At 42.3% G+C, this 24,952-nt stretch carries 23 protein-coding genes; 6 read left to right on the top strand and 17 right to left on the bottom strand.

Annotation, left to right across the window (positions count from 1 at the left end):
- Positions 1-30: 30 nt before the first annotated feature.
- The 7 genes from NZ043_RS25770 to NZ043_RS25740 all read right to left on the bottom strand — a co-directional run bounded on the left by NZ043_RS25770 (position 31) and on the right by NZ043_RS25740 (position 7,941).
- Complete coding sequence (locus NZ043_RS25770; protein WP_249913579.1) at positions 31-1,962, bottom strand: fructose-1,6-bisphosphatase; 1,932 nt, start codon at positions 1,960-1,962, stop codon at positions 31-33.
- A gap of 271 nt (positions 1,963-2,233) precedes the next feature.
- The gene (locus tag NZ043_RS25765; RefSeq protein WP_339309596.1) at positions 2,234-2,950 is read right to left on the bottom strand and encodes a class I SAM-dependent methyltransferase; all 717 of its coding nucleotides are present in this window, start codon (positions 2,948-2,950) and stop codon (positions 2,234-2,236) included.
- 66 nt (positions 2,951-3,016) lie between these two features.
- Positions 3,017-3,658 (bottom strand): LysR family transcriptional regulator, encoded by a 642-nt coding sequence (locus tag NZ043_RS25760; protein ID WP_339309595.1) that lies wholly within the window; start codon positions 3,656-3,658, stop codon positions 3,017-3,019.
- A gap of 200 nt (positions 3,659-3,858) precedes the next feature.
- A complete protein-coding gene (locus tag NZ043_RS25755; protein ID WP_206105745.1) occupies positions 3,859-4,899 on the bottom strand; it encodes an NADH:flavin oxidoreductase in 1,041 nt (346 codons plus the stop codon).
- Between the two features lie 205 nt (positions 4,900-5,104).
- Positions 5,105-5,680 (bottom strand): TetR/AcrR family transcriptional regulator, encoded by a 576-nt coding sequence (locus NZ043_RS25750; RefSeq protein WP_091029895.1) that lies wholly within the window; start codon positions 5,678-5,680, stop codon positions 5,105-5,107.
- A gap of 96 nt (positions 5,681-5,776) precedes the next feature.
- On the bottom strand, positions 5,777-6,340 hold the full coding sequence (locus tag NZ043_RS25745; RefSeq protein ID WP_091029898.1) for a GNAT family N-acetyltransferase: 564 nt from the start codon (positions 6,338-6,340) through the stop codon (positions 5,777-5,779).
- 1,172 nt (positions 6,341-7,512) lie between these two features.
- Entirely contained in the window at positions 7,513-7,941 is a 429-nt protein-coding gene (locus NZ043_RS25740) for a nuclear transport factor 2 family protein (protein WP_091029903.1), read from the bottom strand.
- 341 nt (positions 7,942-8,282) lie between these two features.
- On the opposite strand from NZ043_RS25740, the gene NZ043_RS25735 reads away from it, so the two are divergent.
- The 3 genes from NZ043_RS25735 (at position 8,283) to NZ043_RS25725 (ending at position 11,212) form a co-directional block, all read left to right on the top strand.
- On the top strand, positions 8,283-9,245 hold the full coding sequence (locus tag NZ043_RS25735) for a phosphatidylinositol-specific phospholipase C/glycerophosphodiester phosphodiesterase family protein (protein WP_339309594.1): 963 nt from the start codon (positions 8,283-8,285) through the stop codon (positions 9,243-9,245).
- On the top strand, positions 9,232-9,930 hold the full coding sequence (locus NZ043_RS25730) for a response regulator transcription factor (RefSeq protein WP_091029908.1): 699 nt from the start codon (positions 9,232-9,234) through the stop codon (positions 9,928-9,930). Before NZ043_RS25735 ends, NZ043_RS25730 begins: the two co-directional genes overlap by 14 nt.
- 391 nt (positions 9,931-10,321) lie before the next feature.
- Positions 10,322-11,212: a HAMP domain-containing sensor histidine kinase gene (locus NZ043_RS25725; RefSeq protein WP_339309593.1), complete on the top strand. Its 891-nt coding sequence runs from the start codon at positions 10,322-10,324 to the stop codon at positions 11,210-11,212.
- Positions 11,213-11,335: 123 nt separating this feature from the next.
- Here NZ043_RS25725 and NZ043_RS25720 read toward each other — a convergent pair whose 3' ends face one another.
- From NZ043_RS25720 to NZ043_RS25710, 3 genes are all read right to left on the bottom strand, one after another.
- The gene (locus NZ043_RS25720) at positions 11,336-12,040 is read right to left on the bottom strand and encodes a hypothetical protein (protein WP_339309592.1); all 705 of its coding nucleotides are present in this window, start codon (positions 12,038-12,040) and stop codon (positions 11,336-11,338) included.
- 125 nt (positions 12,041-12,165) lie between these two features.
- Positions 12,166-13,518 carry a HAMP domain-containing sensor histidine kinase gene (locus NZ043_RS25715; protein ID WP_339309591.1) on the bottom strand — a complete coding sequence of 451 codons (1,353 nt, stop codon included), beginning with the start codon at positions 13,516-13,518 and terminating at the stop codon, positions 12,166-12,168.
- Positions 13,519-13,589: 71 nt separating this feature from the next.
- The gene (locus NZ043_RS25710) at positions 13,590-14,297 is read right to left on the bottom strand and encodes a response regulator transcription factor (protein ID WP_133384964.1); all 708 of its coding nucleotides are present in this window, start codon (positions 14,295-14,297) and stop codon (positions 13,590-13,592) included.
- A 157-nt stretch (positions 14,298-14,454) separates the two neighbouring features.
- Between NZ043_RS25710 and NZ043_RS25705 the strand changes: the two genes are divergently transcribed.
- Positions 14,455-14,712: a GlsB/YeaQ/YmgE family stress response membrane protein gene (locus NZ043_RS25705; protein ID WP_024630063.1), complete on the top strand. Its 258-nt coding sequence runs from the start codon at positions 14,455-14,457 to the stop codon at positions 14,710-14,712.
- Positions 14,713-14,894: 182 nt separating this feature from the next.
- Here the strand turns inward: NZ043_RS25705 and NZ043_RS25700 are convergent, their stop codons facing one another.
- Positions 14,895-15,530, bottom strand: coding sequence for a TetR/AcrR family transcriptional regulator (locus NZ043_RS25700; protein WP_091029920.1), 636 nt, complete (start codon positions 15,528-15,530; stop codon positions 14,895-14,897).
- A gap of 130 nt (positions 15,531-15,660) precedes the next feature.
- On the opposite strand from NZ043_RS25700, the gene NZ043_RS25695 reads away from it, so the two are divergent.
- Complete coding sequence (locus NZ043_RS25695; RefSeq protein WP_133384962.1) at positions 15,661-17,229, top strand: FAD-dependent monooxygenase; 1,569 nt, start codon at positions 15,661-15,663, stop codon at positions 17,227-17,229.
- Between the two features lie 110 nt (positions 17,230-17,339).
- On the opposite strand, the gene NZ043_RS25690 is transcribed toward NZ043_RS25695, so the two are convergent.
- The 4 genes from NZ043_RS25690 to NZ043_RS25675 form a co-directional block, all read right to left on the bottom strand.
- Positions 17,340-18,101, bottom strand: a complete 762-nt coding sequence (locus NZ043_RS25690) for a pentapeptide repeat-containing protein (protein WP_133384961.1) — start codon at positions 18,099-18,101, stop codon at positions 17,340-17,342.
- An 85-nt stretch (positions 18,102-18,186) separates the two neighbouring features.
- A complete protein-coding gene (locus tag NZ043_RS25685; protein WP_133384960.1) occupies positions 18,187-19,815 on the bottom strand; it encodes a hypothetical protein in 1,629 nt (542 codons plus the stop codon).
- Complete coding sequence (locus NZ043_RS25680; RefSeq protein WP_133384959.1) at positions 19,799-20,545, bottom strand: ABC transporter ATP-binding protein; 747 nt, start codon at positions 20,543-20,545, stop codon at positions 19,799-19,801. The genes NZ043_RS25685 and NZ043_RS25680 overlap by 17 nt, the downstream gene beginning before the upstream one ends.
- Entirely contained in the window at positions 20,505-20,660 is a 156-nt protein-coding gene (locus tag NZ043_RS25675) for a hypothetical protein (protein WP_165980182.1), read from the bottom strand. The genes NZ043_RS25680 and NZ043_RS25675 overlap by 41 nt, the downstream gene beginning before the upstream one ends.
- A 452-nt stretch (positions 20,661-21,112) precedes the next feature.
- On the opposite strand from NZ043_RS25675, the gene NZ043_RS25670 reads away from it, so the two are divergent.
- Positions 21,113-22,669, top strand: coding sequence for a BCCT family transporter (locus NZ043_RS25670; RefSeq protein ID WP_249913568.1), 1,557 nt, complete (start codon positions 21,113-21,115; stop codon positions 22,667-22,669).
- Positions 22,670-22,875: 206 nt separating this feature from the next.
- Here the strand turns inward: NZ043_RS25670 and NZ043_RS25665 are convergent, their stop codons facing one another.
- The gene (locus NZ043_RS25665; protein WP_249913567.1) at positions 22,876-23,727 is read right to left on the bottom strand and encodes an alpha/beta hydrolase; all 852 of its coding nucleotides are present in this window, start codon (positions 23,725-23,727) and stop codon (positions 22,876-22,878) included.
- Positions 23,728-23,819: 92 nt separating this feature from the next.
- Positions 23,820-24,890 carry a nitronate monooxygenase gene (locus NZ043_RS25660; protein WP_289392797.1) on the bottom strand — a complete coding sequence of 357 codons (1,071 nt, stop codon included), beginning with the start codon at positions 24,888-24,890 and terminating at the stop codon, positions 23,820-23,822.
- Positions 24,891-24,952: the final 62 nt, after the last annotated feature.

Raw genomic sequence — 24,952 nt, 5'->3', positions numbered from 1 at the left:
TGATCCATGTGTGTATTTTTAGCAATCGTTTCATTTCATGTAGCGATATTCTAGAAGATCCTTCAGATTTGAGATTTTCCACAGCAGCTTTTCGCCTACATTGGTTTCCCTCACCAGCTTCCGCGCCAGTTCTTTGTCCACCAATCTTTTTAGAGATAACACGTCCGTTCCGTTACATAACACATCTTCTTTTGAATTAAATTTCTGATGGGCGACGAGCTGCATACCAAAGGAATTGTATAACAAGGTATATCCGGCAATGCCCGTTGTGGACTGATAGGCTTTGGAAAAACCGCCGTCAATCACGATCATTTTTCCGTTTGCTTTAACAGGGCTCTCTCCACGACTTTCTTTGACTGGCGTGTGACCGTTAATGACATGTCCGTGATCTGGATTCAAATCAAACTCCTGCAAAATTTTTCGAGTGATCTCTTCATTTTCACGTAAATGGTAGTAAGGGTTCTTTCTCTCCTTATGTGCTTCTTTATCTTGGATAAAATACCGTTCAAAAGTGGTCATTTCTCTCTTTCCAAATAGCGAGGAGCATTCCCCTGTCCAGATGTACCATACCATATCCGTCGCCAGATCTTCTGTCTCTTCCGGATGCGCAAAGGCGTAACGTAAATAATCTTCAAAAACATCAAGCAATTGACGGCCCGCATATGTCTTGTCTTCAATCTGCATTTCTTCCATATTTCCTTCTTCATCCAAAGGAATACAGCCGTGGATTAACAAATTCCCGTTGTATTTTAAATAAAGACTACCCTTTTTCATAAGAAAATTCATATGTCTGGCCATCTTTTCGGAATGCTGAACGGAAAACAGCAGCTTTTCCATCACCTGGCGTTCTTCCTCCAGCAATTGTTCAGGCTTCTGCGGATTTATGGTTGCGAAACAGGTGTTTTCCAGCAGGTACGTTTTACCGCAGATGTTGATTTCATTTTTGTCGTAATCAATCTGCTCCAGCAAAAGTCTTTCAGACATATTAAAGTATGGGCGTCTCTTGATAATCGGGATTTCAAGTTTAAACTGAATCATGGCAATGGCTTGGTGAATTTTGGTGATCTGCAGAATTTCCTGCTCCGATACATGATGGCCAGCCTGTAACTTAGGTCTGAAGGACGGATTGTCTTCATAATATTTCTCCGCCAGGTTTAGCAGTGGGCGCAGATTGATTCCGTATACATCTTCAATGATGTCCAGATTATCGTATCTGGCGCAGATCCGAATAATATTCGCAAGGCAGACCAGAGAACCTGCGTAGGCTCCGATCCAGAGGACATCATGGTTCCCCCACTGTATGTCTACAGAATGGTAGTTGATCAGCGTATCCATAATTTTATCGGGGTACGGCCCCCGGTCATAGATATCTCCAACCACATGAAGATGGTCAACCACCAGGCGCTGTGTCGTATAAGCAAGGCCGATAATGAGATTGTCCGCCTGGCCCAAGGATATAATTTGCCGATATATTTCCTCGTAATAAGGATCCTTATTGTTGGTCGAATCCGTCTTGTATAAAAGCTCTTCTACAATATATACATATTGCTCCGGCAGAGCTTTACGCAATTTTGAGCGTGTATACTTGGAAGAGGCATAAGAAATAAGCTTAAGCATGTGTTCAATTGTTAGTCTATACCACTGGTTCAAAGCCTGTTTATTGCTCATTTCCCCTATAACCAGCTGTATTTTTTCTTCCGGGTAATAAACCAACGCCGCAAAATCATTGATTTCTTGATCCGTCCAAACCTTCCGGAATAATTCTTTGATTTTCTCTTTGACGGTACCCGAACCGTTTCTTAGTACATGCTGAAAAGCCTGGAACTCCCCATGCAAATCACTGACAAAATGCTCGGTTCCCTTCGGGAGATTGGAGATCGCTTCAAGGTTGATGATCTCTGTTATAATTTTTTCTTCGGTATCATATTTCTCGGCCAATAAATCTAGAAACTGCTCATCCAAAACAGATGTCCCCCTTCAAGATAGTATGGTGTTGTATAGCCGGGTCCAAAAGCTTTAGACCTACATAAAATTACTCTATACTTGGCATTGATTATATGGTAATTATCAGCATCGCCTTCCCCCATCATACTCCAGTTCATCATATATGAACAAATTTCATTGAATGGATTTTGAACGAAACAATGTTTTGGAGTTATAAATAAAAAAGCCGCTAAAATAGCGACTTTCAATGGGATCATGTTTTTGTCCCTCGACATTTTTTAACTAACTGCTATTTTACACAATGAAAAATAAACGATCTATTCTCAGAATTTGCTTGTTTGAATTCCCAATCACCATATGTTTTAATTTTCGAAAAACCGATTTGTTTCAGCGATTCATCGAATTCGTCTTGATTTCGAAACCTTAGCTGCATTTTTTCATGAACTAACACTTCGTCTGTTTTTGTATTTTTTACAATTTCATAGAAAGTGTAAATATCTCCCTCAAACCCTTCATATTCTGTATAAATTTCTAAAGGATCTCCGCTTAGTTTATCTTTAGCTAAGTCAGGAGTTTTGTCCTTCTCCCATTCTTCCCATACTTTTACCAAAGGGTTTCTTGTATCAAAAATAAAGTGACCCCCAATTTTTAGGGATCGGAATACGTCTGAGATTACTCGCTTCCAACTATCATCTGTAAGAAATACCTGTGCAACATTAGCTGTCATAATTACCGCATCATAGGTATTGGTTTGTAATTCTGCACTATCACCTATAATCCAATTCACATTTCCAGAATTATCTTTACTTCTCGCCAATTCAATCGCTTCTTCATTGGGATCTATAGCGGTAATTTTATAACCGCACTGAACAAGATGAGTAGTCCATCTTCCTGTTCCACAGCCCAAGTCAGCTATGAAGTCTACTTTTAATCTCTTTAACAATGCAAGGAAAAATTCATCGTCTTTTCCCCAATGGTTAATCTGGTCGTATACTAATGGAATCATAAATAATGTCTCCCTACTTTCAACAGCGTTTTACTGTGCTCAACAGTTTGATGTCTCATACATAAGCTATACGGTTTTATTTTCATTCTGTGAACCAAAAACTTCCCTGGTTGCTTCTATAAAAGATAACATCATTGGTGAAAGCCACTTGTCTTTATGCCACAACATCTGTGTATATACCTGCAAGTCCGGAATATGCCATGGGAGGACAACAAGTTCTCCACGTTCAACTTCAGATTCAGCGACGATCTCAGGAAGAAAGGCAATACCGATTCCTGAAATTGCACATTGTTTAATGGCTTCAGCACTTTGAAACTCTAAATATGTAATGTTATCAATGCCCTCTTTCTCAAATGACCGATCAAACATCGTTCGATATGGACACCCCTTCTCATTTGTCAGGAACACTTCTTCATGGAAATCTTCCAATTGCAGCACAGTTCGTTTGGCGAGTGGGTGATCAGGAGGAGCTAACAATCGGAAATGTTCTTCCAGCAAAGGTTCCACGGAAAGTCCACTCGAGCGAATGGGTTCATCCAATATATAAACAATATCCGTGGTTCCCTCAAAGAGCGTTTGCTTGAGCACTTGATTCGGAACTGAGCGGAAGATGAGGCGAACACCTAGCTCATCTTCCAATGCTTTAATTTGCATCGTGACGTTGAAAGGAACGTAGCTCAGGACTTCTGCTGCCCGCGTGAAATTCAAAGCAGTGCAATTCTCAATTCCGAAACTGAAACCTCTGCCAGTCTCATTTCTATGGCTTTCATCTTTAATTCTACCGGATAACTCACTCTGGTTGCCATTACAAACACACCTCCAAGATGATCTCCCCTATCTTACGACAAGGTTTCATTCTCTTAAAGGTGTGTTTGATTAATACATATTCCTAATGATTATAACTACAATTAAGTAAGTACAGTCATCGCCTCTCTTGTGAATGGAACCAGATCACCAGTACGTCCTTCTTGAATTTTCTTAGCCCATTCAGGGTCGACTAGAAGAGCACGGCCTACAGCAACCAGATCAAACTCATCATTCTGAAGTCGTTGTACCAATCCCTCTATACCGACGTTACTTGCGCCTTTACCTTCTGTGAACAGACTTGTAAAGTCACCATCAAGACCAATCGATCCAACAGTGATTGTCGGTTTACCAGTCAGTTTTTTGGTCCAACCAGCAAAATTCAGATCAGACCCTTCGAATTCCGGCTCCCAGAAACGGCGTGTGGAGCAGTGGAAGATATCGACTCCAGCTTGAACCAACGGTGCGAGAAGCTGCTCCAGTAATTCCGGTGTTTCAGCCAATTTAGCCTGATAATCATCTGTCTTCCACTGAGATAAACGCAGTACAATAGGGAATTCCGATCCCACTACTTTACGGCAAGCCTCAATCACTTCAACTGCAAAACGTGTGCGAGCCATCATATCTCCACCATAACGATCCGTACGAGAGTTGGTTTTCTCATACAGGAATTGGTCGATTAGATAGCCGTGTGCTCCATGGATTTCAACACCATCGAACCCAACGCGTTTCGCTTCTGAGGCTGCTTTTGCGAATTCTTGAACGATTGTAGCAATCTCAGCTTCCGAATAATCATTAACATGACCTTTGGCTCCCATATGCCAGATCTGTGGAATAATTCGACCGCCAGCTTCATGTACTTCAGATACAACATGTGCCCAGCCATTCATTGCAGCTTCGCCATAAAAGTGCGGCACATTGGCTTGATTGGATGCATCCGGATGATTAATTATTGTCCCTTCCGTCACAATCAGCCCCACTGCGTTCTCTGCTCTACGGCGGTAATAGCCCGCAACATTCGAACCCGGGATACCGTCCGGAGAAAATTGACGCGTCATTGGCGCCATCACGATCCGATTGGATAACTTCAAGTGACCTAACTCTATAGGTTGGAACAATGCTTCTACGGATTGAGAATAATTCATAATAACCTCCACATATTTCGTTTTATATAAATTGACCTAGGAGATGTTAAACAGCAACCAGCCTGGTTAACAACTAGATGTTACTTCCAAATGAATCAATACACGATCTTTATCGAAAAGCCCCACCTCCTTCAAGGTTTCGTGGTGTATTGATCCGCCTTCATTTATTTTTGACTTCGTAGTCAAGAATTTCACAAAAAAAAGATCAAGACATGATCATGCCAAATGAAGTACGCAGAACCGTCTCGATCTGTTCACGGGATGAACCAGATTTCTCCATAACTCTCACACCAAGGATGGTGTTATTTAGATAAGATGCAAGCTCTATACTCGTATACCGGTTGGAAATTAACTGTTGTTTCTGGCCACTACTTATGATCTTCTCTAATACCAGTTGAATCTCTTCTGCCATGAGCTCAGCTTCGCGGGTGACCTGCTCGTCATCTGTTCCGAATTCGAGTGATGCATTTACAATTAGACACCCTTGGCAGCCAGTTTCATCGTCTAAAAGGGAATATCGTAAGGTATCCAGTTTATCAACGGGAGACGAATCCAGGGTTTCAATCTCTTTCAGTTTCGCTATAACCTGTTCACGGTAAAGTGCCAACGCCTTCAGGAACAACGATCGCTTGTCTTTAAAAACACAGTACAAACTTTGCTTTTTGACTCCTGTAGTACGCGTAAGGTCCTCATAAGAAGTTGCTTTGAAGCCTTGATTCCAGAATACTTCCATAGACTGGTGTAATACACGATCGACATCAAATTCTCTTGGTCTGCTCATGGGATTAATGTATCAGTTATTGACCATGCAGTCAAGAATTGATCATTTTTCATCCTAATCTCTACGGTAATTTCCTGCAGGTCCATTGAATGCGGTCTAACTCTTCCGGTAAGCAACCTTGTGAAAAGCATTGATATAACGAAACAGTGCTTCACCATCATCAGGCACATGCGTACTTGTATCCATTGGCAGCATCATTGCCTGATACGGCTCTGGCACCATTCTATATTGATGGACATAGGAGGTTAGGATGAACCCGTTGCGTTGCCAGAACTGAATGCGTTCCTGATGAGCCTCCGTTGTCCCGAACTCCGCCTCGATAATCATACCTTTGATCCGGTGTTCCCTTAACGCCCAGGCTCTGAGCTGCTCCAGCATCCAGGTCCCTAAGCCCAACCCGCGCAGCTTCTGTTCAACCGCGAGGTAATCGATGATCAGAATGCGGTCCGCAACCTTCCCCTCCAGTCCAGTAACAGCCATCGCAACCACTTCTCCATGATGCACGCCCGTGTGTAAATAACCAATTTTCCGGTCCAGCATACTGCGCAGAATCGCTTTTGTCTTAGCACCGCGTTGAAAAGCCTCATGATAGATTCGCTCCATCCGCGCCCACAATGCTTCATCCCACTCCTCTATAGTCGTAAACTCTAATTCCAGCATTTCATTCGCCTCCAGCTTTAATTCAGATTTATCGTGATCACCCTTCTCTTGCCTGACGATAGGCACTCTACTGCCTAGTTCTTTTATACTTCCTTTGATGAATTCTGCGATTCTGAAGACTGTAGCATGTCTTTAATCTTAAAAGTTTATGTTTTTATCGTTCGCATACCTGGCGTATATTCACAAAATTCATCTATCCTGCCCGTCAGCGTAATAAGCATTAACTTTTAATATCTTCTTTAGTCTTTTGTCTATATCGAATTATGGAAAGAGGTAAATTAACTACTCCAAGAATAAAAGAAGAGCTAATGGATATCCATTGAGATATTGAAGGATAATTCGGTTTTCCGTCTCCTACAGGTCCTATTTTGGGTTGGTGGCTATCCCACAAAACATATAAGAGACCAACAGCAGGTAACAATATGCAAATTACACTTGCAACTATATGTAACACATACTTGTTCAATCCTACCCCTCCATTTATTGTATTCATGTCTTGAACTCTGTTTATATTATAACGTTAACTAAAACGGGAAATTACACTAACCTGACAATAGTCAACAAAATAAACAAAGCCGCGAAAATGACGACTTCATCATGATAAGTTATTCCATTAAAAGAGTTTTGCTTGCTTCCAGGTTGATTGCTCCTCACTCGTGGTCAATGATAGATTTCATATTTACAATCTTCTGGAGACTGTCATTAATCTGATTTGTAACTTCGTTACCATGATACGTAATCACTTTTTTAATATCTAGCTCTAACAGTTTGGCAATCGACTTCAATGCAGACGTGGTGGATATATCATCTTGAAGAAGATGTTACGGCAGAACAGATGGATGAGTATTACTATCAGATGGTTAACGAGAAAATCATGTTAGATTAGCACGAGGCTCACTCTACGCAACGCACCTAGCCCAGTTATTCAGCCTGACCTATTTTCACCAGAATAAGAAGGTATCTTATTGTTGAGATAAAATAAAAACCGATGGGCATTTACAAATGTAAAGTTCCATCGGTTTCTTTAGTTTTAGGATAGTTCGGTTGAAGGCCACAAATGCTGTGAATCTAAAATATAAGTCGATAAAATTATGCCTACTGATCAAAAAAATGGGTTACTATGTAGCAAACCAGCAATTGTTTCTTACCAAAGACCTAAGTAACAACTACCCTTACGAGAAATATTCATTGTAAGCATCTTCAGTCGTCTGCACGTTCTTCATATACATAATCTTTCCCTCTTCATTTAAACGCATAATATCTATACCTTCTTTGGTGAAAACCGTGCCATCTACTGCTTGACCGCATACTGCCCAGTTAGTTCGATAACTGCCGTCGGGCTGAAGTACCCATGCATCCCACATATGTTTAATGTCTTTGTTGTATTCATAAATAGTCTTAATAACTACTTCGAATCCTGTTCGGCTGCTACCGTTCGAAATAACTTCGACATCCTCCGTAAATAAGGATAACAAGTCCTTCATAGCCCGATCGTCAGTGCGAGATGCATCAAACAAGCGAAAATAATTATTTAACATCGTGATGTTTGCATCGGTTTTCAGAGAGTTAGTAGTATTGCCAGCGGTTGCTGTATTGGACATGTTATTACCTCCTGTATTTTCTATACTGTCTTACGTAGTATAGTTTTCAGTTCGAATATTTTCGAACTGTTTGGCCTGAAAAGAAATATATCACACTTCCCACATAGCTGCAATACATAATTCGAAAATTTTCGAACAATAAAAAAGAGGTTGAAAATGCTAGTATCTATCTTATGAGAACTTTAAGAATCCATACAGGTTCGGAGAGAGGTCTTCAGAGAAGAAATCTCGTTTGGTAGTGAAATGTACAAACTTCATAAATTCCTTCGTTTTTATACCACTCCTTCTTCATTTGAGTCCTGTAGTATGACTTACATCGGGATAACAAAGGAGCAGAACGAATGAAGAAAACGATGATGTTAAGCTTACTCATAGTCATTACGGCAGGAATGATCTGGTGCAACTGGGGGCTTGTTAGGACAGGTCAGAATCAGCTGGAATCTACAGCTGGCACCAGCGACTGGCAGGAAAATAGGCTTATTGCACATGCATTTGGTGGAGTTAACGGGGCTAGTTACACCAATTCTTATGAGGCATTTATAACCAATTACAATAGAGGGTACCGTTTGTTCGAGGTTGATCTTGTGCAGACGACGGACGGGAAGCTTGTAGCCAGACATGATTGGTCGCAGAGGCTACAGCCGGATTTGGCGGCTCATCGCGGACGAAACGTAACAAGGATTCAATTTGCAAAGTCGCTTATCATGGGAAGATTCCACCCTCTTACACTGCCAGACATACTGCAGCTGATGCAGCAATATCCTGATTTTGACTTAATTGTGGATACGAAAGCAGGCAGCAAAGAGCAAATTCAGCAGCAGTTTGCGCATCTAGTCAATGAGGTTCGACGTACGGATCCTGCACTGCTCAACCGGATTATACCTGAAATTTTCAGCCCGGAAATGTATGACGCGGTTATGGGAATCCACCCCTTTCCAAACAAAATATATTCACTTTACAAAACTGGCGCCTCCGCCGAAAGTATTGTAGAATTCGTTAGGGACAAACAACTGACAGCGGTTGCCATGCCTGTATACCGCGTGTATCTAAACCCCAATTTAGTTCCAACACTACATAAGTTTGGGGTGAAAAGTTATGTTCACACCGTCAACAGCAGACCGGTTATGCAGATTCTGTCCAGGTTCGGGGTGCATGGATTTTACACGGATCAGGAAGAATCACCAGAGGAGCTGATGCTTGCAGACGCTCTCCCCGGCCATGTTGAATTTTCTGGATACATGAGTTCCGGATTAGTAAGTATAAGAAATATCGTGATGAAGGTGAGAAATAATGGCTATAAATAACATTCTTGTTGTAGACGATGAACCGGAAATTCGAGAAGCGCTCGTTATTTATTTGAAAAGCGAAGATGTGGATGTATTAACTGCCTCTAACGGATTGGAGGCGCTGGAAATTCTTGAACAAGAAACCATTCATCTTATTATCATGGACAACATGATGCCACAGCTCGATGGAATTAAAACGACATTTAAAATTCGTGAAAACAAAAATATACCGATCATTATGCTTTCCGCCAAGTCAGAAGATAACGACAAGATTTTGGGACTCAACGTTGGGGCTGATGACTATATTACGAAGCCGTTCAATCCTCTTGAGCTGATCGCTAGAGTCCGATCTCAGCTGCGCCGGTTTACGAATTTAGGTTCCTTCCAGTCAAACGGGGATGAGCTCATTCAAGTAAGAGGACTCGTGCTGAACAAAAGCTCGAAGACTGTTGAGATAGATGGAGAGGACGTCAGATTGACCCCGAAAGAATACAAAATTTTGGAGCTGCTGATGGAGAATAAGGGTAGGGTTTTCTCAATCGAAGAGATTTATGAGCGCGTGTGGAATGAACTGATCTTCACTTCAGACAATACGGTTGCCGTACATGTGAGAAACATTCGTGAAAAAATTGAAATCAATCCCAAAGACCCAAAATATTTAAAGGTGGTATGGGGAATTGGATACAAAATCGAGAAAAAATAAAGCCGATCGGAAGGTTCCAATCGACCTTATTGTCATCATTGTCGCCGCGATTTTATGGAGCCTCGTACTCATAAACAGGTATTCATACACGGGGTTGAGTCTGAGCTATTCAACCTCAAGTTACATCCAGACACTGCTTGCCTTAATTATTCTTTGCCTGCTGGCAAGCAGACTGGTTTTTTATTTTAAGGCACCCCATAGTAGGCGTTCCTTCTGGCATGGCAGTCTGCTGATGGATTACTTTCATATTTGGAGAACCTGTCTTAGAGCCAGTTTACAAAACTGGAGACTAACGTTTGGCCTCATCATGATGCTTTTGCTAACCGCGATAGCCGGCATTTGTATTTGGCAGGCAGTCACATATTACGGACAGGGGTGGCTTCTACTTTATTTGTTGCTCTACGTGTTGTTCTTGGTTCCATATATACTTTCCAAGCTTAGAAGATTCATCGCCATTATCAACGGGAGCAAAGAGATTGCCGAAGGGAACATTCAGAACACAATTCAGGATACCGGCAAGGATGATCTATCCAAGCTTGCTGGCTATATTAACAATATGAAGGCCGGGTATCAAAGCGCGCTGGAGAATCAGATGAAGAGCGAACGGTTAAAAACAGAGCTGATTACCAACGTATCACATGATTTGAAAACCCCGCTTACTTCTATTATCAACTATGTTGATTTATTAAAAAAAGAAGATCTGTCTAGTGAGACCACCCGAGCCTATATTGAAACCCTGGACCGGAAGGCGCTACGGATGAAGCTGTTGATTGAAGACCTGTTCGAAATCTCAAAGATGGCCAGCGGTACAGTAGAGCTGGATATTGAGTACGTCGATGTCGCGACATTGTTGACACAGGCGATTGCCGAGTCCAACACCAGTATGGGACAAGCGTCGCCTGTGATTCGGGAGAGGATTGCGAAATTCCCGATCCATGCACATTTGGACGGCAATAAAATTTGGCGTGTATTCGAAAATTTAATTGGCAACGCGCAGAAATATTCGCTTCCGGGAACCAGAATCTATATTTATTTGGATGAGTCTGATGATCTGGTGCTATTCAAAATTCAAAACACTGCTGCTTATGAGATTGATTTTGCTGCGGAAGAGTTGTTCGAACGGTTCAAAAGAGCAGATGAATCTCGCCAGACAGAAGGCTCCGGCCTAGGGATGTCCATTGTGAAAAGTATCGTTGAGCTGCACGGCGGGGAGATCAAAATCGAAATTCATGGTGATCAATTCAACGTTATTATGCATTTGCCCAAGCAGCGCTTAATTTAAAGGTCCTAAAACTACGTTAACCCTCAATGCTCCTTTTCAGGAGTATGAGGGTTAACTTTTCATTGTTATTCAGGTGTTAAAGGTGAATCGTATGAATGGCTTACCAACATCGATTCCTAAATATTAGTCCAGAAGGCTGTAGATCTGAATGCTCTCCACCTTGGCATCCTTGATATGAAACGACATCACATCCACATAATTGGATGGCTCGTAACGGAAGTCATCCTCCTCATCTGGAGCTCCATCACCAAGCAGTTTCCCCTCAGGGTAGGCGTTTTTGAGTGTATCCAGGCTGTCTCCTGCTTTAATGTTTCGGACTGTCGCATACTTGGGGTCTGTGATTTCAATATGAAAGATGGAGTCTTGTTTCCCCTCCGGTATACTGATTGTTTTAATCTCCAGACCAGGATACGTGTACACTTTTTCTGTAAAACCGATTAACGTATCCATGTTTGTTCCATCGTCGGCACTGTACGTATGAGATTTCAGGTTATCGGGTTTGCCCAGCATCTGTTCCATCTGATCTTCATTCGCTGTATCCGAAATCGCAATGGTGTGCTCATTATAGACAAAAGCAAGCTCCTTCAGCACCACATTGCCTTCCTTTTCCATCGAACCTTCCTTAATCGCTTCAGTACCCTTTTCTTCCGAATTTTCTGAAGCAGGCGCAGTAGAATTGGTTGCTCCTTCGCCTTTGCTTTGTTCATTCGTTGTGTTCTGTCCGGTTGTTGGGGGCGTAGCATCACTGGACTGACAGCCCGTTAATGCCACCGTTAGTAAAGCACCTAGTACGATAAAACCTGCAGCTTTCTTTGTTAACTTCATCATGATCCCTCCATAAATGTGTGATTTGTTCTTATGAAGTGATTATAAATAAAACATTTGTTAGTCTCATAACAGAAATGTACCAATCTTGTAACGTTACCTATTCAGGCTTGGGTTTAGATGCAGGTCTACGAACGAGGCAAAACAATCGTAACGGTTGTACCTTCCCCAATTTGACTTTCCATGTCGATATATCCATTAAACCGCTCTACAATCTCTTTGCAAATGGAAAGTCCAAGACCTGAACCGTTCGCTGTGCTTGCATTTTTCGCCCGGTAAAAACGTTCCTGCACTCTCTCCAGCTCATCGCCCGCGATGCCGATCCCTTGATCACGTATACGTATAACCACCTCACTTGGCGTATGCTCCATCTCTACTTTAATCTGTGAGTGACTTCCTGAGTATTTGATGGCATTGTCCACAAGGTTGGCGATTGCATGGGACATCAACATTGGATTGACCTCGGCGTAGACTCTTGTCAGACCTCCATCTGCCGATCCTCCCTCCACTTTACTAACTTTGATCTCGATCCCTTTATCCTTAGCCTTGGCTCCCATATTCATTGTGACTTCCTGAATCAGTTCATTCATTTCCGTCTTTTCAACTTCCAGTTCGCTGGAACCAGCTTTGTCGAATCGGGATAACAACAACAGTTCATTAATCAAGCGCGTCAGCCGATCTGATTCCTGCAGCAGATGAGCATAGATTTTTTGCAGTTCCTTGTTCTCAGTCTCCCCTTCAACCAAGTATTGAGAGAAACCACGAATGGCTGCCAATGGTGTTTTTAACTCGTGAGATACGTTGGAGACAAATTGTTTCTGGTACTGAATGTAATCATGAAGCTGCCGCCCCATGGAATCCAGCCCATCTGCTAGCATGCCCAGCTCATCCTTCCGGTTTAGTTGGACTCTCCGAAACTCCTGTCTAGAGAAACTTTGCGCAGCGCCAAGCAACAGTTTAATCGGCTTGGTTGTGTTGCGGGCAATCCACAGACTGGATAATGTAATCAGTATAATAAATCCGCCTGCGCCGACAAACAGGATATAACGGATTTGATCCATAATTGCATAAAAGTAGGAAATGTCCTCCACGAACTCATACACATAAGCGTTCTCGTAGAATTGATCCTGAATGGGTGTCGCAAAATAAAGCAGATGATTTTCCGTAACGGTGTAGGCATAACTGCCGCTCAGTGCTTTCTCAATATTTTTGTCAAAAATAAGCGGTTTGCCATCATTAATGATGATGCCATCCACAGCCAGGCCCAGCAATTGCTTGGAGCTGTCATAGATACGTACTTCCTTGCCTGAAGCTTTCAGTTTCTCCAGAGCAAGTCTGGCAATTTCCTTCGTCTGGGGCTCTCCTGACGATGACCTATGCTGTGCCAACACCTCACGGAAGGACAACTCCGACAGATCTGCCTTCTCCATCATCTGTTTCTCAATGGTAATGAAGCTGTAGTAATCGATGGCTTTATTCACCGCAAAAATGATGATGCCAAAGGAGAGCACGGAGAAAAATAAATAATTCAGCAGTAACCGGGTTGCATACTTCAGGCCTCGCCACCTCCAAGTTGATAGCCAAATCCATAGATCGTCCTGACATACTTCGGTTCGTCCGCGTTATCCTCGAGCTTCTTCCGTAATCTCATGATGGTCATATCCACACTGCGACTGTCTCCCATAAAGTCATATCCCCATCCGATCTGCAGCAGTTCGTCCCGGGTAAAGATTTTTTCTGGCCTTTTCAGTAACGTTTCCAGAATTTTAAACTCTTTGGCCGTTAAAGACACGGGTACACCGTTTTTCAGCACTCTTCGGCTCTCCAGGTCAAAAGTCAGCTCTTCATGAATGATACGTGTCGATTGCACTTCTGTCCCTTCACTTGTGTCCTCCCTGCTCTCGTTTCTTCTCAGAATAACCTTGATCCGAGCGAGCAATTCACGATTGTCAAAGGGTTTGGTCATGTAATCTTCCGCCCCTAGCTCTAGTCCCAACACCTTGTCGATTACCTCATTTTTGGCAGAGAGCATGATCACTGGAATGGCACGCTTTCCGGTTATTTCCTTACACAAGTCATATCCAGAGCAGTCTGGCAGCATCAGATCAAGTACGACTAAATCGGGTTGAAAAGAGTCAAGCAGCTGCAAGCCCGTTTTGCCGTCCTCTGCGGTCTGCACATCGTAGTTTTCTCGCCTTAGCACCAGCTCAATTAAATCTCGAATTGCGATTTCATCATCAATGACTAGGATTTTCTTCAACTGTACACCCCTATCTAGCCTTGTTTTCACCAGCTTTAATCAATTATTAACCCATCTTAGCACAGGCGCTTTAGTTTCCTCCACCAACTGGAAGGTGAGGTATATTCCACTCAGCCCAACATAACTTGTAATAAACCCGAAGAAAGGAGAACAATCCATGGATCTGCTCTGGGTACTCATTGTTGGTGGACTTATTGGCTGGTTAAGCGGCAACTTGATTGGACGGGACGTACCGGGCGGTGTACTTGGGAACATTATTGCGGGTTTTATCGGTTCCTGGTTAGGAACGGAATTGCTGGGACCAAGGGGACCGGTGATTGGCGGATTTCATATTATTCCAGCCATTGTTGGCTCGATTATTGCCCTGCTCATCTTCTTCGCTCTGGCACGCGGCGGAGCCTTCCGAAGACGTTAACCAAGAGAGGCGGAAACCGATACCGTCGTTTATTAGATATTTTTATAATGATACTGCCAAGGCATAAAAGTACAGGATAAACATAAAAGGACCGAAAGCATTCATCGATGGAAGATGAACATTTACGGTCCTTTTTTTATTTTTGAACAAAAACGCAATCCGCATGATGGCTGATTTTCGTTTTAATTGGTACGAGGTGCATAAGCACAAAGAAAGACGCGTACGCCTTCAGTGATGATACGTTTGATTTGTTGCTCTTCCAATGCCTCTGTTTTTCTAGGTTGATTAAATACCAATAAAAACGTTAATGCAGCGAAGTGTTTTGTAGCCATTTCAGGATCGGGCACATGGAGCAATCCGGTATGTCCAAACTCTGTAAACCTCCTGATAATCCCCTCTTCAGTTGCGTTATCCAGCCTTTCAAAAAACGAGTCTGGCAGATTGGCGGCTTCCACCATAACCAGACGGATCAAAGCCATGTAATCGGACGAACCGTTCGCAGAAGCTACGATTTGTTCGCAAAATAAGATGAGCGCCTGTTTCAGATCCTCGAATTCCAAGAGGTGATCTGAAATTCCTTGCTCAATCATGTCTAGAACCGCCAAACTGGATTCTTCAACAACGGCAAGCAGTAGGTTCTGTTTGTCGCCATAATAATCATAAACTGTCCGTTTGGAAACTCCCGCTTTAGCTGCGACCGCATCGACGCTAGATCGATCAAACCCATCGGAAAGAAACAGGTCTCGTGCTGCCGCAATAATTTTAGCTCTTTTGTCTGAAGAGCCTTTGCGGATTTTCTTGTTTTCCGTATGATCCATTCTTACGTTGCCCCCTTATAGGTATACCATCAGAAATTGATTAGAGTTCTGTTCTGTTTACAAACTACACTGCACGGTGTAGTATAACAAATGTAGCATATCAAATCAATGATCAAGGAGGATTCTATTCATGAATACCAAGCCGTCTTTTGTTGATGTTCTCATTGTTGGGGCCGGACCTACAGGGCTTACACTTGCCTGTGATCTGGCTCGTCGAAACGTCGACCATCGTATTATTGAACGAAGCTCCTTATATCACGTTGCTTCTCGCGCCAAAGGCATCCAGCCTCGCTCGCTTGAAGTCGTCGATGATTTGGAGGCTGTCCACTACATTATTGACACAGGTGTTGTGGATTTGCCTGTTCGTTATTATACCGCAGATGGAAGGAGTGTGGACAAACCGGCTATTACCGTTGCAGCCAGCCCCGAACTTGAAACACCCTATCGTGATCCGGTCTGGATTGCTCAATATGATGTAGAAAAAGCTTTGCGCGACCGATATGCAGTGCTTGGCGGTCAAGTTGAGTTGGGCATGGAAGCTGTAGAGCTTGTTCAGAATGTGGATGGTGTAACGGTAACCGTAAATTCACCACAAGGAGAAGAGAAAATTCGCGCGCGTTATGTCGTCGGCGCTGACGGGGGCAAAAGCAATATCCGCAAGTTTATTCACTTACCGCTGGTTGGGGAAACACATGATCATGAGCGTTGGTATCTTGGCGATGTACGATTGGAAGGGTTAGATCGTGACCATATCCATATCTGGACATCTTCGGAGGGGATGGTTGGGGTGACCCCGCTGCCAAAATCCGATATTTGGCAACTGCAGGCTACAATTCCGCAAGAGATCGAAGAACCAGAGAAACCGTCGATAGAGGCGTATCAAGCCATGTTTGACCGCCGCGCCGGGGCCGGACGTGTTCGGCTGACGGATGCTTCCTGGCTGTCCATCTACCGGGTCAACGTTCGTATGGTTGAATGTTACCGCAACGGCCGGGTCTTCCTTGCCGGCGATGCTGCTCATGTTCATTCGCCGGCCGGTGGTCAAGGCATGAATACGGGGATGCAGGACGCGTACAATCTCGGCTGGAAGCTGGCGGCTGTGATACGGGGAGCGGACACCTCCTTACTCGACACGTACGATGAGGAGCGCCGCCCAGTGGCTCAAGCCGTGCTTGAGGACAGCACGAAGAAGATGGGAGTGGTCATAGGAACGGCGACTGAAGGCGGAGGATTGTCCCAATCCTTGAGCACCATATCCGACGATCTAACGAGTGGGCTTCTCATTTCCTATCGCTCAAGTTCGCTTACCCGTCGTTCTGCTCGAACCAATGCTACCCGTTCATTTCCTGGGGATCGTGCTCCTAATGCTACGGGCTTGCAAGGCACCGGATTTGCAGGAAGTCTCTTTGACCTATTGCGAGGCCCACACTGGACGCTTTTGGCTTTTGCAAACAGCATCCATCCTTCTCTGAAGAACTTCACCAACAACGAACTCCATATACATTATATCCTGCCATCCAACGTGGAGGGGGCGGCGGAAGGTTTAATAGATACAGCAGGTAATGCCTATCGAATTTACGATGTAACAAGTAAAGAACTTGTATTGATTCGTCCCGACGGATACATTGCAATGCGTACCTCCATTGATGATACTTCATCGATTTCGAATTACTTGAATTCCATTTATCGGGCGAACTGATTTGGACAAGGTCAGCGGGAAATAAGATAAATTCAAGAGGAAATCAAAGAAGGGCAACTTTTGTCACCAAAAGCGGCCCCTCTCCTTTTACTTCAATCCATTTTTTAAATCTACGCAATGTTACAATCCAGACTACTGAAAAATCGTTCAACAAAAACATCACCGTATATTTTCTTCATATGCGCTGTGTTAAAAATATATTGTTCCATAGGCTCAAGCCTGCGCAGACTGCGTACCAGTACTTTCCGATCATCATCAGATAGATTAGGGTCATCGTCTATCTTCGTCAGAGCATTTTTCACACGAGCGGATACCTGTTCAACATACACATGGTTTTTGGATTTTGGCGGAATACATTGCGTCAGGTCACAGCTTACAAAACGAACACCGTCAAGGATGCAGTTTTCAAAATTGGCGATTAGCTTTTGTTTGCCATTTCCCTCAAACGTAATATCCACTAGCTTGCCGGTAAAGGAACAATTGACGATATTCGCCGCTCGTAAAATCCGGTCATTGAATCTACATTTAACAAAAGTACAGTCGATAAACGTAGCGTTCTCCAATGTCATCCCTCTCATATCACAGGAGGAAAATTCGCAATTGGTGAAAACAGCCTCGTCTCTGGCAATACCAACAGAGCGCAAGTCGGAACGAATAAATGTACAACGATCAATTTTACTACCGGCAAAAAATCTCGCATTTGTAAGATCGCAGGTATCAAATATAAGATGCTGCAGGTCACAGCTCCAAAATATGGGTGAACCAACATTTGAGTTGATTATGGTCGTTCCACTTATCGTTTCGTGTTCATACCTGACAATATCAGAAAATAATTCGTTGTTTACTGACATACCAGACTCAAGTCTTCTCATCCCTATCACCCTATCATTTCTTCAGAATCTTTTTCAATTTATAATAACCTTATTTTGGAGTTGAATTCTCTTTGGTATCCCCTTCTCATTTTACTCTAAAATGGTTTTGAGCATATTTGGTTACGAGAAGGACAGCACTGGATAAATAGGCTAAAGTCAACACCATGATAACAGCGGTTAATCCCCATAGTGTAGGACCTAGTAACATCGCCACAATAAAACTCAATGAAATAAGGCCGTTTACGAATGAGAAAAGAGGACTATTGGTTTCCAACTCCGTTGTGTAGGGTTGAATTACATAGTATAACAACAGATGATGTATTGAGAAAAATACAGCAAGTGCAATGGTTATAACCCAGATAGGAAGTAGCAAACTTATATCCTGTCCTCCAGTTAATACAAGTATAGATACACTTAGCACAGCTGCTAAACAAGAACCTAACTTTAGATTTATGCTTAATATACTTCTAAATCTTAACAGAAAATGCTGCTTTGCATGCTGGCGATAAAATGGATAGCGCATCAGCGGCTTATCACAATGGCAAAATAGAGCCTTACAAATCTGGCTACCTACTGTCAGATTTAGCATGACCATAATGATTAAAGGTGAGAATCTATCAATTGAATTTAGTGAAAGATGATCTTTGAAAATGAGTACCAACAAAGGTAGGAGTATGCCCATGATCATAATAGCCAATAAACGTCTGTGGAACGGTGCACGGAGGAGAGTGGTATGCCTGGTAACAAAAATTTCGTGTAATTGCTCGTATCTCTTTTTTTCAAATGCGCTCTGCTCGTTGACATGAAGGTTAGACGAGGAAGGTCTGGCAAGATCATGATCTTTTGACTGAACCATTCTCTGTTGAAGATCAGCAATCCGTATTTCTGGATTTAACAATGGATCGGCATGGTTTGTTACTGCGCACACTGCAGATGTGAAATCTGTATATTTTAGTAAAACATAACCACACATAACCCCGGACAACGATATCAGTGTCATAAGCCATGGTTGATCCAATATCACAGACCCAAATAGAGGAAGGTTTAGTTTTGTGAAGGGAAGGTATGCAAAAGTAAGTGCCAGCAACATGCTCAAACTCGTAGCCCATGTTTTCTGTACAAGAACAATCCCCTTCCATTTAAATAATGCCAAATGTAAAAATTCACATATCAATCGCCAAAAAGTCATCATTCCCACAATCAGCAATGCATGAGTCATTGGAAATTTAAAGAGTACCGCAACCAGAGTCATTGCAATCCCTTGATAGATGAAAAATGTCGTATACCGATAAAATAGCGTAGCTCGCATATACTTGGTTGGATTTATCCGCATAAGTCGGATAGATGTATACTTCATTTTGTTTGATTCCAACACTTTTGCACTCGTTACCCCAGCCATTACGCCACTTATGCAAAAATACATGTGAAGAAGAAGGTTAAAATGCTCCGTACGATTAACATTTTCCGTCCATAAGAGCATGGGCAATGCAAACATTCCCCCGAAATATAATAAGCTTCCCAATAAACCAGCGACAAATAATAAAATAACCGCAATTGCACCGATGGTACGTTTCGTCCGAAAAGCAGCATAAGTTTGTGCACTGATTAAATTGCCTGCAAACGGTAACTTTTGCGTGAAATAGATTAAACGGTTGACCAGCGTAATCATCTGTAACTGCCACATGCGAGAAATTGTACTAAAGATTCCCGTCATAGGCGTTCTCCTTCGTACTTCCATTTTGGCTTTCATTCCGTAATAATTCAATTACATGCTCTTCAAAGTCGGGCTGAGTAAGGATTTCGGGTGAAATCTGTGTTAAACTTCCATGATTTAAAATAATTAACTCATCACAAAGATCCGTTGCCAATTGCAATATATGGGTCGAGAAAATTAGGATATGATCTTTTTTTAAATCACGTAACAATTGTTTCATCTCACTCGCAACGATGACATCAAACGAAGTTAAAGGTTCGTCCAACAGAATCACTGCAGGTTTTATGAGTAAAAATAACAACATTTGAACTTTATTTTTCATTCCATGCGAGTAATGTTTAATGAGCTTATGTCGGTCATCCTGCGCAATGTGCATCATATCAAACAGAGCATCAATATTGTTACCTCGTCCTTCAATTACATCTACGTTAACATCGATGAAAAAACGTACAAATTCATATCCTGTCAGAAATTCTGGTAACAGTGGCAGTGAATAAACGTATCCTACATCACCCATTTTCAAGTCACGCGATTTTGATCCGTTGACGAGTTTCATTTTGCCGCCATCTACTTGGATCTCGCCACCTAAACAATTGAATAACGTTGTTTTTCCGGCGCCATTGCGCCCAAGAAGACCATAGATTTTTCCCTTTTCAAATTGAAAACTTAAATTGGCTAATACTTTTTTTTCACCAAAACTCTTCTCTACATTTTGCAATACCAATTCCATTTATTTGTTCCTCGCTTTCAAACCATTTCGTTTTTTGTTTAACTGAGAATTCAATAGTTACATGCATGCCATTTTTCACGTTTTTATTCATATCTAATAATTGTTTAGTTTTCATCCGTATCAATCCCTTCAATTTCTTTGATAAAAGGATAAGAATTAATATCCCTTTAATAGGTGAATCGTCTCACTTGACCAATATAACTGATCTTGGAAATAGACAATCACTCTAAACTGGTATTCTATTTTGAACGTTATAATTCCTTGTATTTACATATAAAAGTCTAGTTGATACAACAAAAAAGCCGCTATAATAGCGACTTTCCATAGGAATTCGTTCTTTTACATAGATAATTATGCTCAGATTCCGGATTAATACAAATATCCTAATAAATCTTGAATCTTTGTCGCTAATTCCCCACTAAAAAAGGGAACGAATAAACCGACGGGTGTTTCATTACATAGCGGTTTGTTTTAATTTATCAACAGCTAGCTTTCCGAAATATTACAGGTCGGACTAGCACATACTAAGACATAGTTGGCTGAAGCTTACATAACGGAGGTCTCATCATGGTATTTACAATCACAATTATCATCGTTGCACTGTTTGCAATATGGGGAGCCGTCGCTCCTGATCAGCTGGCGGATGTGGCTAATGTTGCCTACAACTTCTCTATTCAGAATTTTGGCTGGTTTTATTTGCTAGCGACACTGTTCTTCCTGATCTTTGCTTTCTATCTGGCGTTCAGCCGATTTGGCGGTATTAGGCTTGGGGATGACGATGATGAGCCGGAGTATTCTACGGTTTCCTGGCTGTCCATGCTGTTTAGCGCTGGTATGGGCATAGGGCTGGTTTTCTGGGGAGTTGCTGAACCGCTGTCCCACTATTTATCTGCCCCTGAGGGGGCGGTACCCGAAACAACGCAAGCAGCCATACTTTCAATGCGTTACTCCTTTTTCCATTGGGGGCTGCATCCTTGGGCTATCTATACCGTCATCGGCCTTGCGCTTGCTTACTTCCAGTTCCGGAAAGGATACAAAGGGCTGATCAGTTCCACCTTTATTCCTCTGATAGGTGAGCGTCTTGCTTCAGGCTGGCTTGGTAAGGTCATTGATATTCTGGCGGTCATTTCCACCATCTTTGGTGTTGCGACCTCGCTTGGATTGGGTGCACTTCAGATCGGCGGAGGTTTGAATCACTTATTCGGTATTCCTAACTCGACTTTGACTCAGGTTGTCATTATCACAGTTGTAACCGTACTGTTTTTAATCTCGGCAACCTCCGGTCTGGATAAAGGTATTAAGATTCTGAGCAACGTCAACCTCGTTATAGCTGTGCTATTGATGTTGTTTGTATTGGTGACTGGACCGACTTCTTTTATATTTGACACATTCACAACAACCTTGGGCAGTTACATGCAGAATATTATTAACATGAGTTTGAGACTGACGCCGTTCTCAAGAGAAACCTGGATTGGAGCATGGACGTTATTTTACTGGGCATGGTGGATCTCATGGGCTCCTTTTGTCGGCACTTTTATCGCAAGGGTATCCAGAGGAAGAACCATAAAGGAATTTGTAATTTACGTCATGGTTATTCCAAGTCTTTTCGGTTTTATCTGGTTCTCCGTCTTCGGCGGAACAGGACTTCACATGGAGTTGTTCAATGCCGCTCATCTGGCGGAGGCCGTCATGGAAGATACGACAACCGCTTTATTCCTTATGCTGGAGCAGCTGCCTTTGGGCACAATCGTGGCATTCATCGCCACAATCCTGATCATGATTTTCTTTATTACGTCAGCTGATTCAGCTACCTTTGTACTGGGCATGCTCACTTCAGATGGCAAGTTGGACCCGAGTACAAGAGTGAAATTAACCTGGGGGATCATGCAGTCCGCCATCGCGGTAGTACTGCTAATCAGCGGGGGGTTAACTGGCCTCCAGACGGCATCCATTGTAACCGCATTGCCGTTCGCTATTGTCCTTATCGGTATGTGTTTCTCCCTGCTCAAGGCTCTAAAGGCTGAGGACAAAGAGCGCCGTCAGAAGGAAAAACGGCAGCGTCAAAAGCTGAAACGACTGCTGGAGGAACAAGAAATCTCGCTGAATGAAATTTCTGGCAGGTAATGTATACTTTTCTCTATAGAAATACTTCTGTAATATGACATCTTTATGCACAAAAGCTGATTATGTAGTTTGCAGCTTTCATGTTTTTGAACTAACCTGCCTTTTAACGTAATGAAGCTGCCGGTCCAATACAAGCAGCTTCATTTTTGTCGTTTATTCAGTTTATTGTTTCACGTTAGTTTAATTCGCTATTCAATACCCAGTTATTAATTATGTTTTTTAAGGAATTGAACCATCATTTTTCCTATTTCCTTAGCGTGTGTTTCTAATGCAAAATGACCCGTATCCAATAAGTGAATCTCTGCATTGGGAAGATCCCTTTTAAAAGCCTCAGCACCTGCAGGTATAAAAGATACATCATTTCTCCCCCAAACAGCTAATAAAGGAGGTTGATATTGCTGAAGATATTGCTGAAACAGTGGATACATTCTCACATTTGTTTGGTAATCGTATATTAAATCCAATTGCTTTTCATCGTTTCCTGGTCGATTCATATAAGCACGATCTAGAGTGTAGCCATCGGGAGAAACCAAATTATTTTTCGTTCCGTCCACATATTGATGTTTAATGGTATCTTGTGCAAAGGCTGTTCGATAACTGTCTCTCTTCTCCAATGTTGGATTCTGCCAATACTCTTCTCTCGCAGCCCACTTTGTCCCCAAGCCCTCACGGTACACGTTACCATTTTGACTTATGATCGCTGTAATATGTTCTGGATTACGCATTGCAATCCGGAAACCAATGGGTGCTCCGTAGTCAAAAACAAATAATGCGTACTTAGTAAGGTTTAGCTTAGCGATAAAACGTTCGATGATATTCGTGATATTATCAAATGTATATTCAAAATCAGTACGTTCAGGTGATGATGAGTTTCCAAACCCTGGGTAATCCGGAGCAATTAAATGAAAGTGCTCTTCTAATACAGGAATTAGTTCCCTAAACATATGACTCGCGCTTGGAAAACCATGTAGTAAAATAAGTACCGGTTTGTCTGCTGATCCCGATTGACGATAAAAGATTTCAATCCCATCTACATCAACTATATGGTAAGTTGTCACGTGTAGTAATCATCTCCTATTTCTAAAAAAATATCTTATAATTTTTTATTCAAAAACTGTTTGATACGGACGGTGCTCATGAAATTAGTGTATTAAATCAAGATTTTTCTAGCATCTGTAACTATTTGGTTAATAATATCGCCTGCTGCTTGATCAGCTGTAAGCATTCTTGTTCCTTGTCCTGCCCAAAGTGCCATATATTCAGCATTATTCTGACGAGCAGAAACATTTCTAATTTCTCGTGTTAAAGTATTCTGTGTAGGAAACCGAAGAGGCTCAATCCGACTCGTTTCCCAGTGTTGTACAAATGTATTTCGAATTACTCGTGCTGGTCTTCCCGAAAATGCGTTTGTGATCACTGTACTTTCCTCAGTACTTTCAAGCAATGCACGTTTATAGACTGGATGTGCGCCCGACTCTGTCGACGTTAGGAATCTTGTTCCCATTTGTACACCTTGTGCGCCTAAAGCAAGTGAGGCTACGAGACCCCTACCATCCATAATTCCACCAGCAGCAAGAACCGGAGTCTCTACGTGATCGACAATCTGTGGCACAAGTGCCATTGTTCCAATATTAGCTCCGGAGGGTCGAGATGACGTATCAAATGACCCGCGATGTCCTCCAGCTTCACTACCCTGAGCAACGATAACGTCACATCCCCGGCTTTCGGCCTGGATCGCCTCATCTACAGTAGTTACTTTATTTATAATCTTGATTCCTAATGATTTGGCTTGTTGCACTTGATAATCAGATAATAGGCCGAAAGTTGAACTAATAACTGGGATCCTTTCCTCTAATAGAACATGAAATTGTTCTTCAAAGTGATCAGGTGTCCATATCTCTTGTTTATCAGGAGATAGTATCCCTAATGATTCACGAATGATGTTCAATTCTTTGTTAACCGCATCAAAGTTTTCATAATTATCTGAACCTACGTTAGAAAAAATATTCACGGCAAAAGGGGCATCCGTTAGCTTCCTAATGGCTTGTATAGCATCCTTTATTTCTTCAGGTGTCATGTAAGCAGCTCCCAAGGTTCCAAGACCGCCTGCATTAGAAACTGCGGACACAAGCTGAACCATATGAGGAATCCCGGCCATACCTGCAAGTACAATGGGATAACGAATATCTAAAAGTTCACACAATTTGTTGGTTAGTTGTATAGAAATGGCTATTCCCTCCTTTATTTATCTTGCTTCATTGTTTAGTTTACATCCGTTCTTTC

It is taken from the genome of Paenibacillus sp. FSL k6-2145 (assembly GCF_037976585.1).
In the GTDB taxonomy this organism is placed as follows: Bacteria; Bacillota; Bacilli; order Paenibacillales; family Paenibacillaceae; genus Paenibacillus.
Note: the sequence above shows the minus strand (reverse complement) of the source record. Positions and strands in the feature narration are given on the sequence as shown.

Bases quoted from the DNA above. Each gene is read 5' to 3' on its own strand.
- NZ043_RS25705 (WP_024630063.1), top strand. From the start codon at position 14,455: ATGGATCTGCTCTGGGTACTCATTGTTGGTGGACTTATTGGCTGGTTA.
- NZ043_RS25750 (WP_091029895.1), bottom strand. From the start codon at position 5,680: ATGAGCAGACCAAGAGAATTTGATGTCGATCGTGTATTACACCAGTCT.
- NZ043_RS25720 (WP_339309592.1), bottom strand. From the start codon at position 12,040: ATGATGAAGTTAACAAAGAAAGCTGCAGGTTTTATCGTACTAGGTGCT.
- NZ043_RS25730 (WP_091029908.1), top strand. From the start codon at position 9,232: ATGGCTATAAATAACATTCTTGTTGTAGACGATGAACCGGAAATTCGA.
- NZ043_RS25700 (WP_091029920.1), bottom strand. From the start codon at position 15,530: ATGGATCATACGGAAAACAAGAAAATCCGCAAAGGCTCTTCAGACAAA.
- NZ043_RS25680 (WP_133384959.1), bottom strand. From the start codon at position 20,545: ATGGAATTGGTATTGCAAAATGTAGAGAAGAGTTTTGGTGAAAAAAAA.
- NZ043_RS25685 (WP_133384960.1), bottom strand. From the start codon at position 19,815: ATGACGGGAATCTTTAGTACAATTTCTCGCATGTGGCAGTTACAGATG.
- NZ043_RS25735 (WP_339309594.1), top strand. From the start codon at position 8,283: ATGAAGAAAACGATGATGTTAAGCTTACTCATAGTCATTACGGCAGGA.
- NZ043_RS25670 (WP_249913568.1), top strand. From the start codon at position 21,113: ATGGTATTTACAATCACAATTATCATCGTTGCACTGTTTGCAATATGG.
- NZ043_RS25765 (WP_339309596.1), bottom strand. From the start codon at position 2,950: ATGATTCCATTAGTATACGACCAGATTAACCATTGGGGAAAAGACGAT.
- NZ043_RS25740 (WP_091029903.1), bottom strand. From the start codon at position 7,941: ATGTCCAATACAGCAACCGCTGGCAATACTACTAACTCTCTGAAAACC.
- NZ043_RS25755 (WP_206105745.1), bottom strand. From the start codon at position 4,899: ATGAATTATTCTCAATCCGTAGAAGCATTGTTCCAACCTATAGAGTTA.
- NZ043_RS25690 (WP_133384961.1), bottom strand. From the start codon at position 18,101: ATGAGAAGACTTGAGTCTGGTATGTCAGTAAACAACGAATTATTTTCT.
- NZ043_RS25695 (WP_133384962.1), top strand. From the start codon at position 15,661: ATGAATACCAAGCCGTCTTTTGTTGATGTTCTCATTGTTGGGGCCGGA.
- NZ043_RS25745 (WP_091029898.1), bottom strand. From the start codon at position 6,340: ATGCTGGAATTAGAGTTTACGACTATAGAGGAGTGGGATGAAGCATTG.
- NZ043_RS25675 (WP_165980182.1), bottom strand. From the start codon at position 20,660: ATGAAAACTAAACAATTATTAGATATGAATAAAAACGTGAAAAATGGC.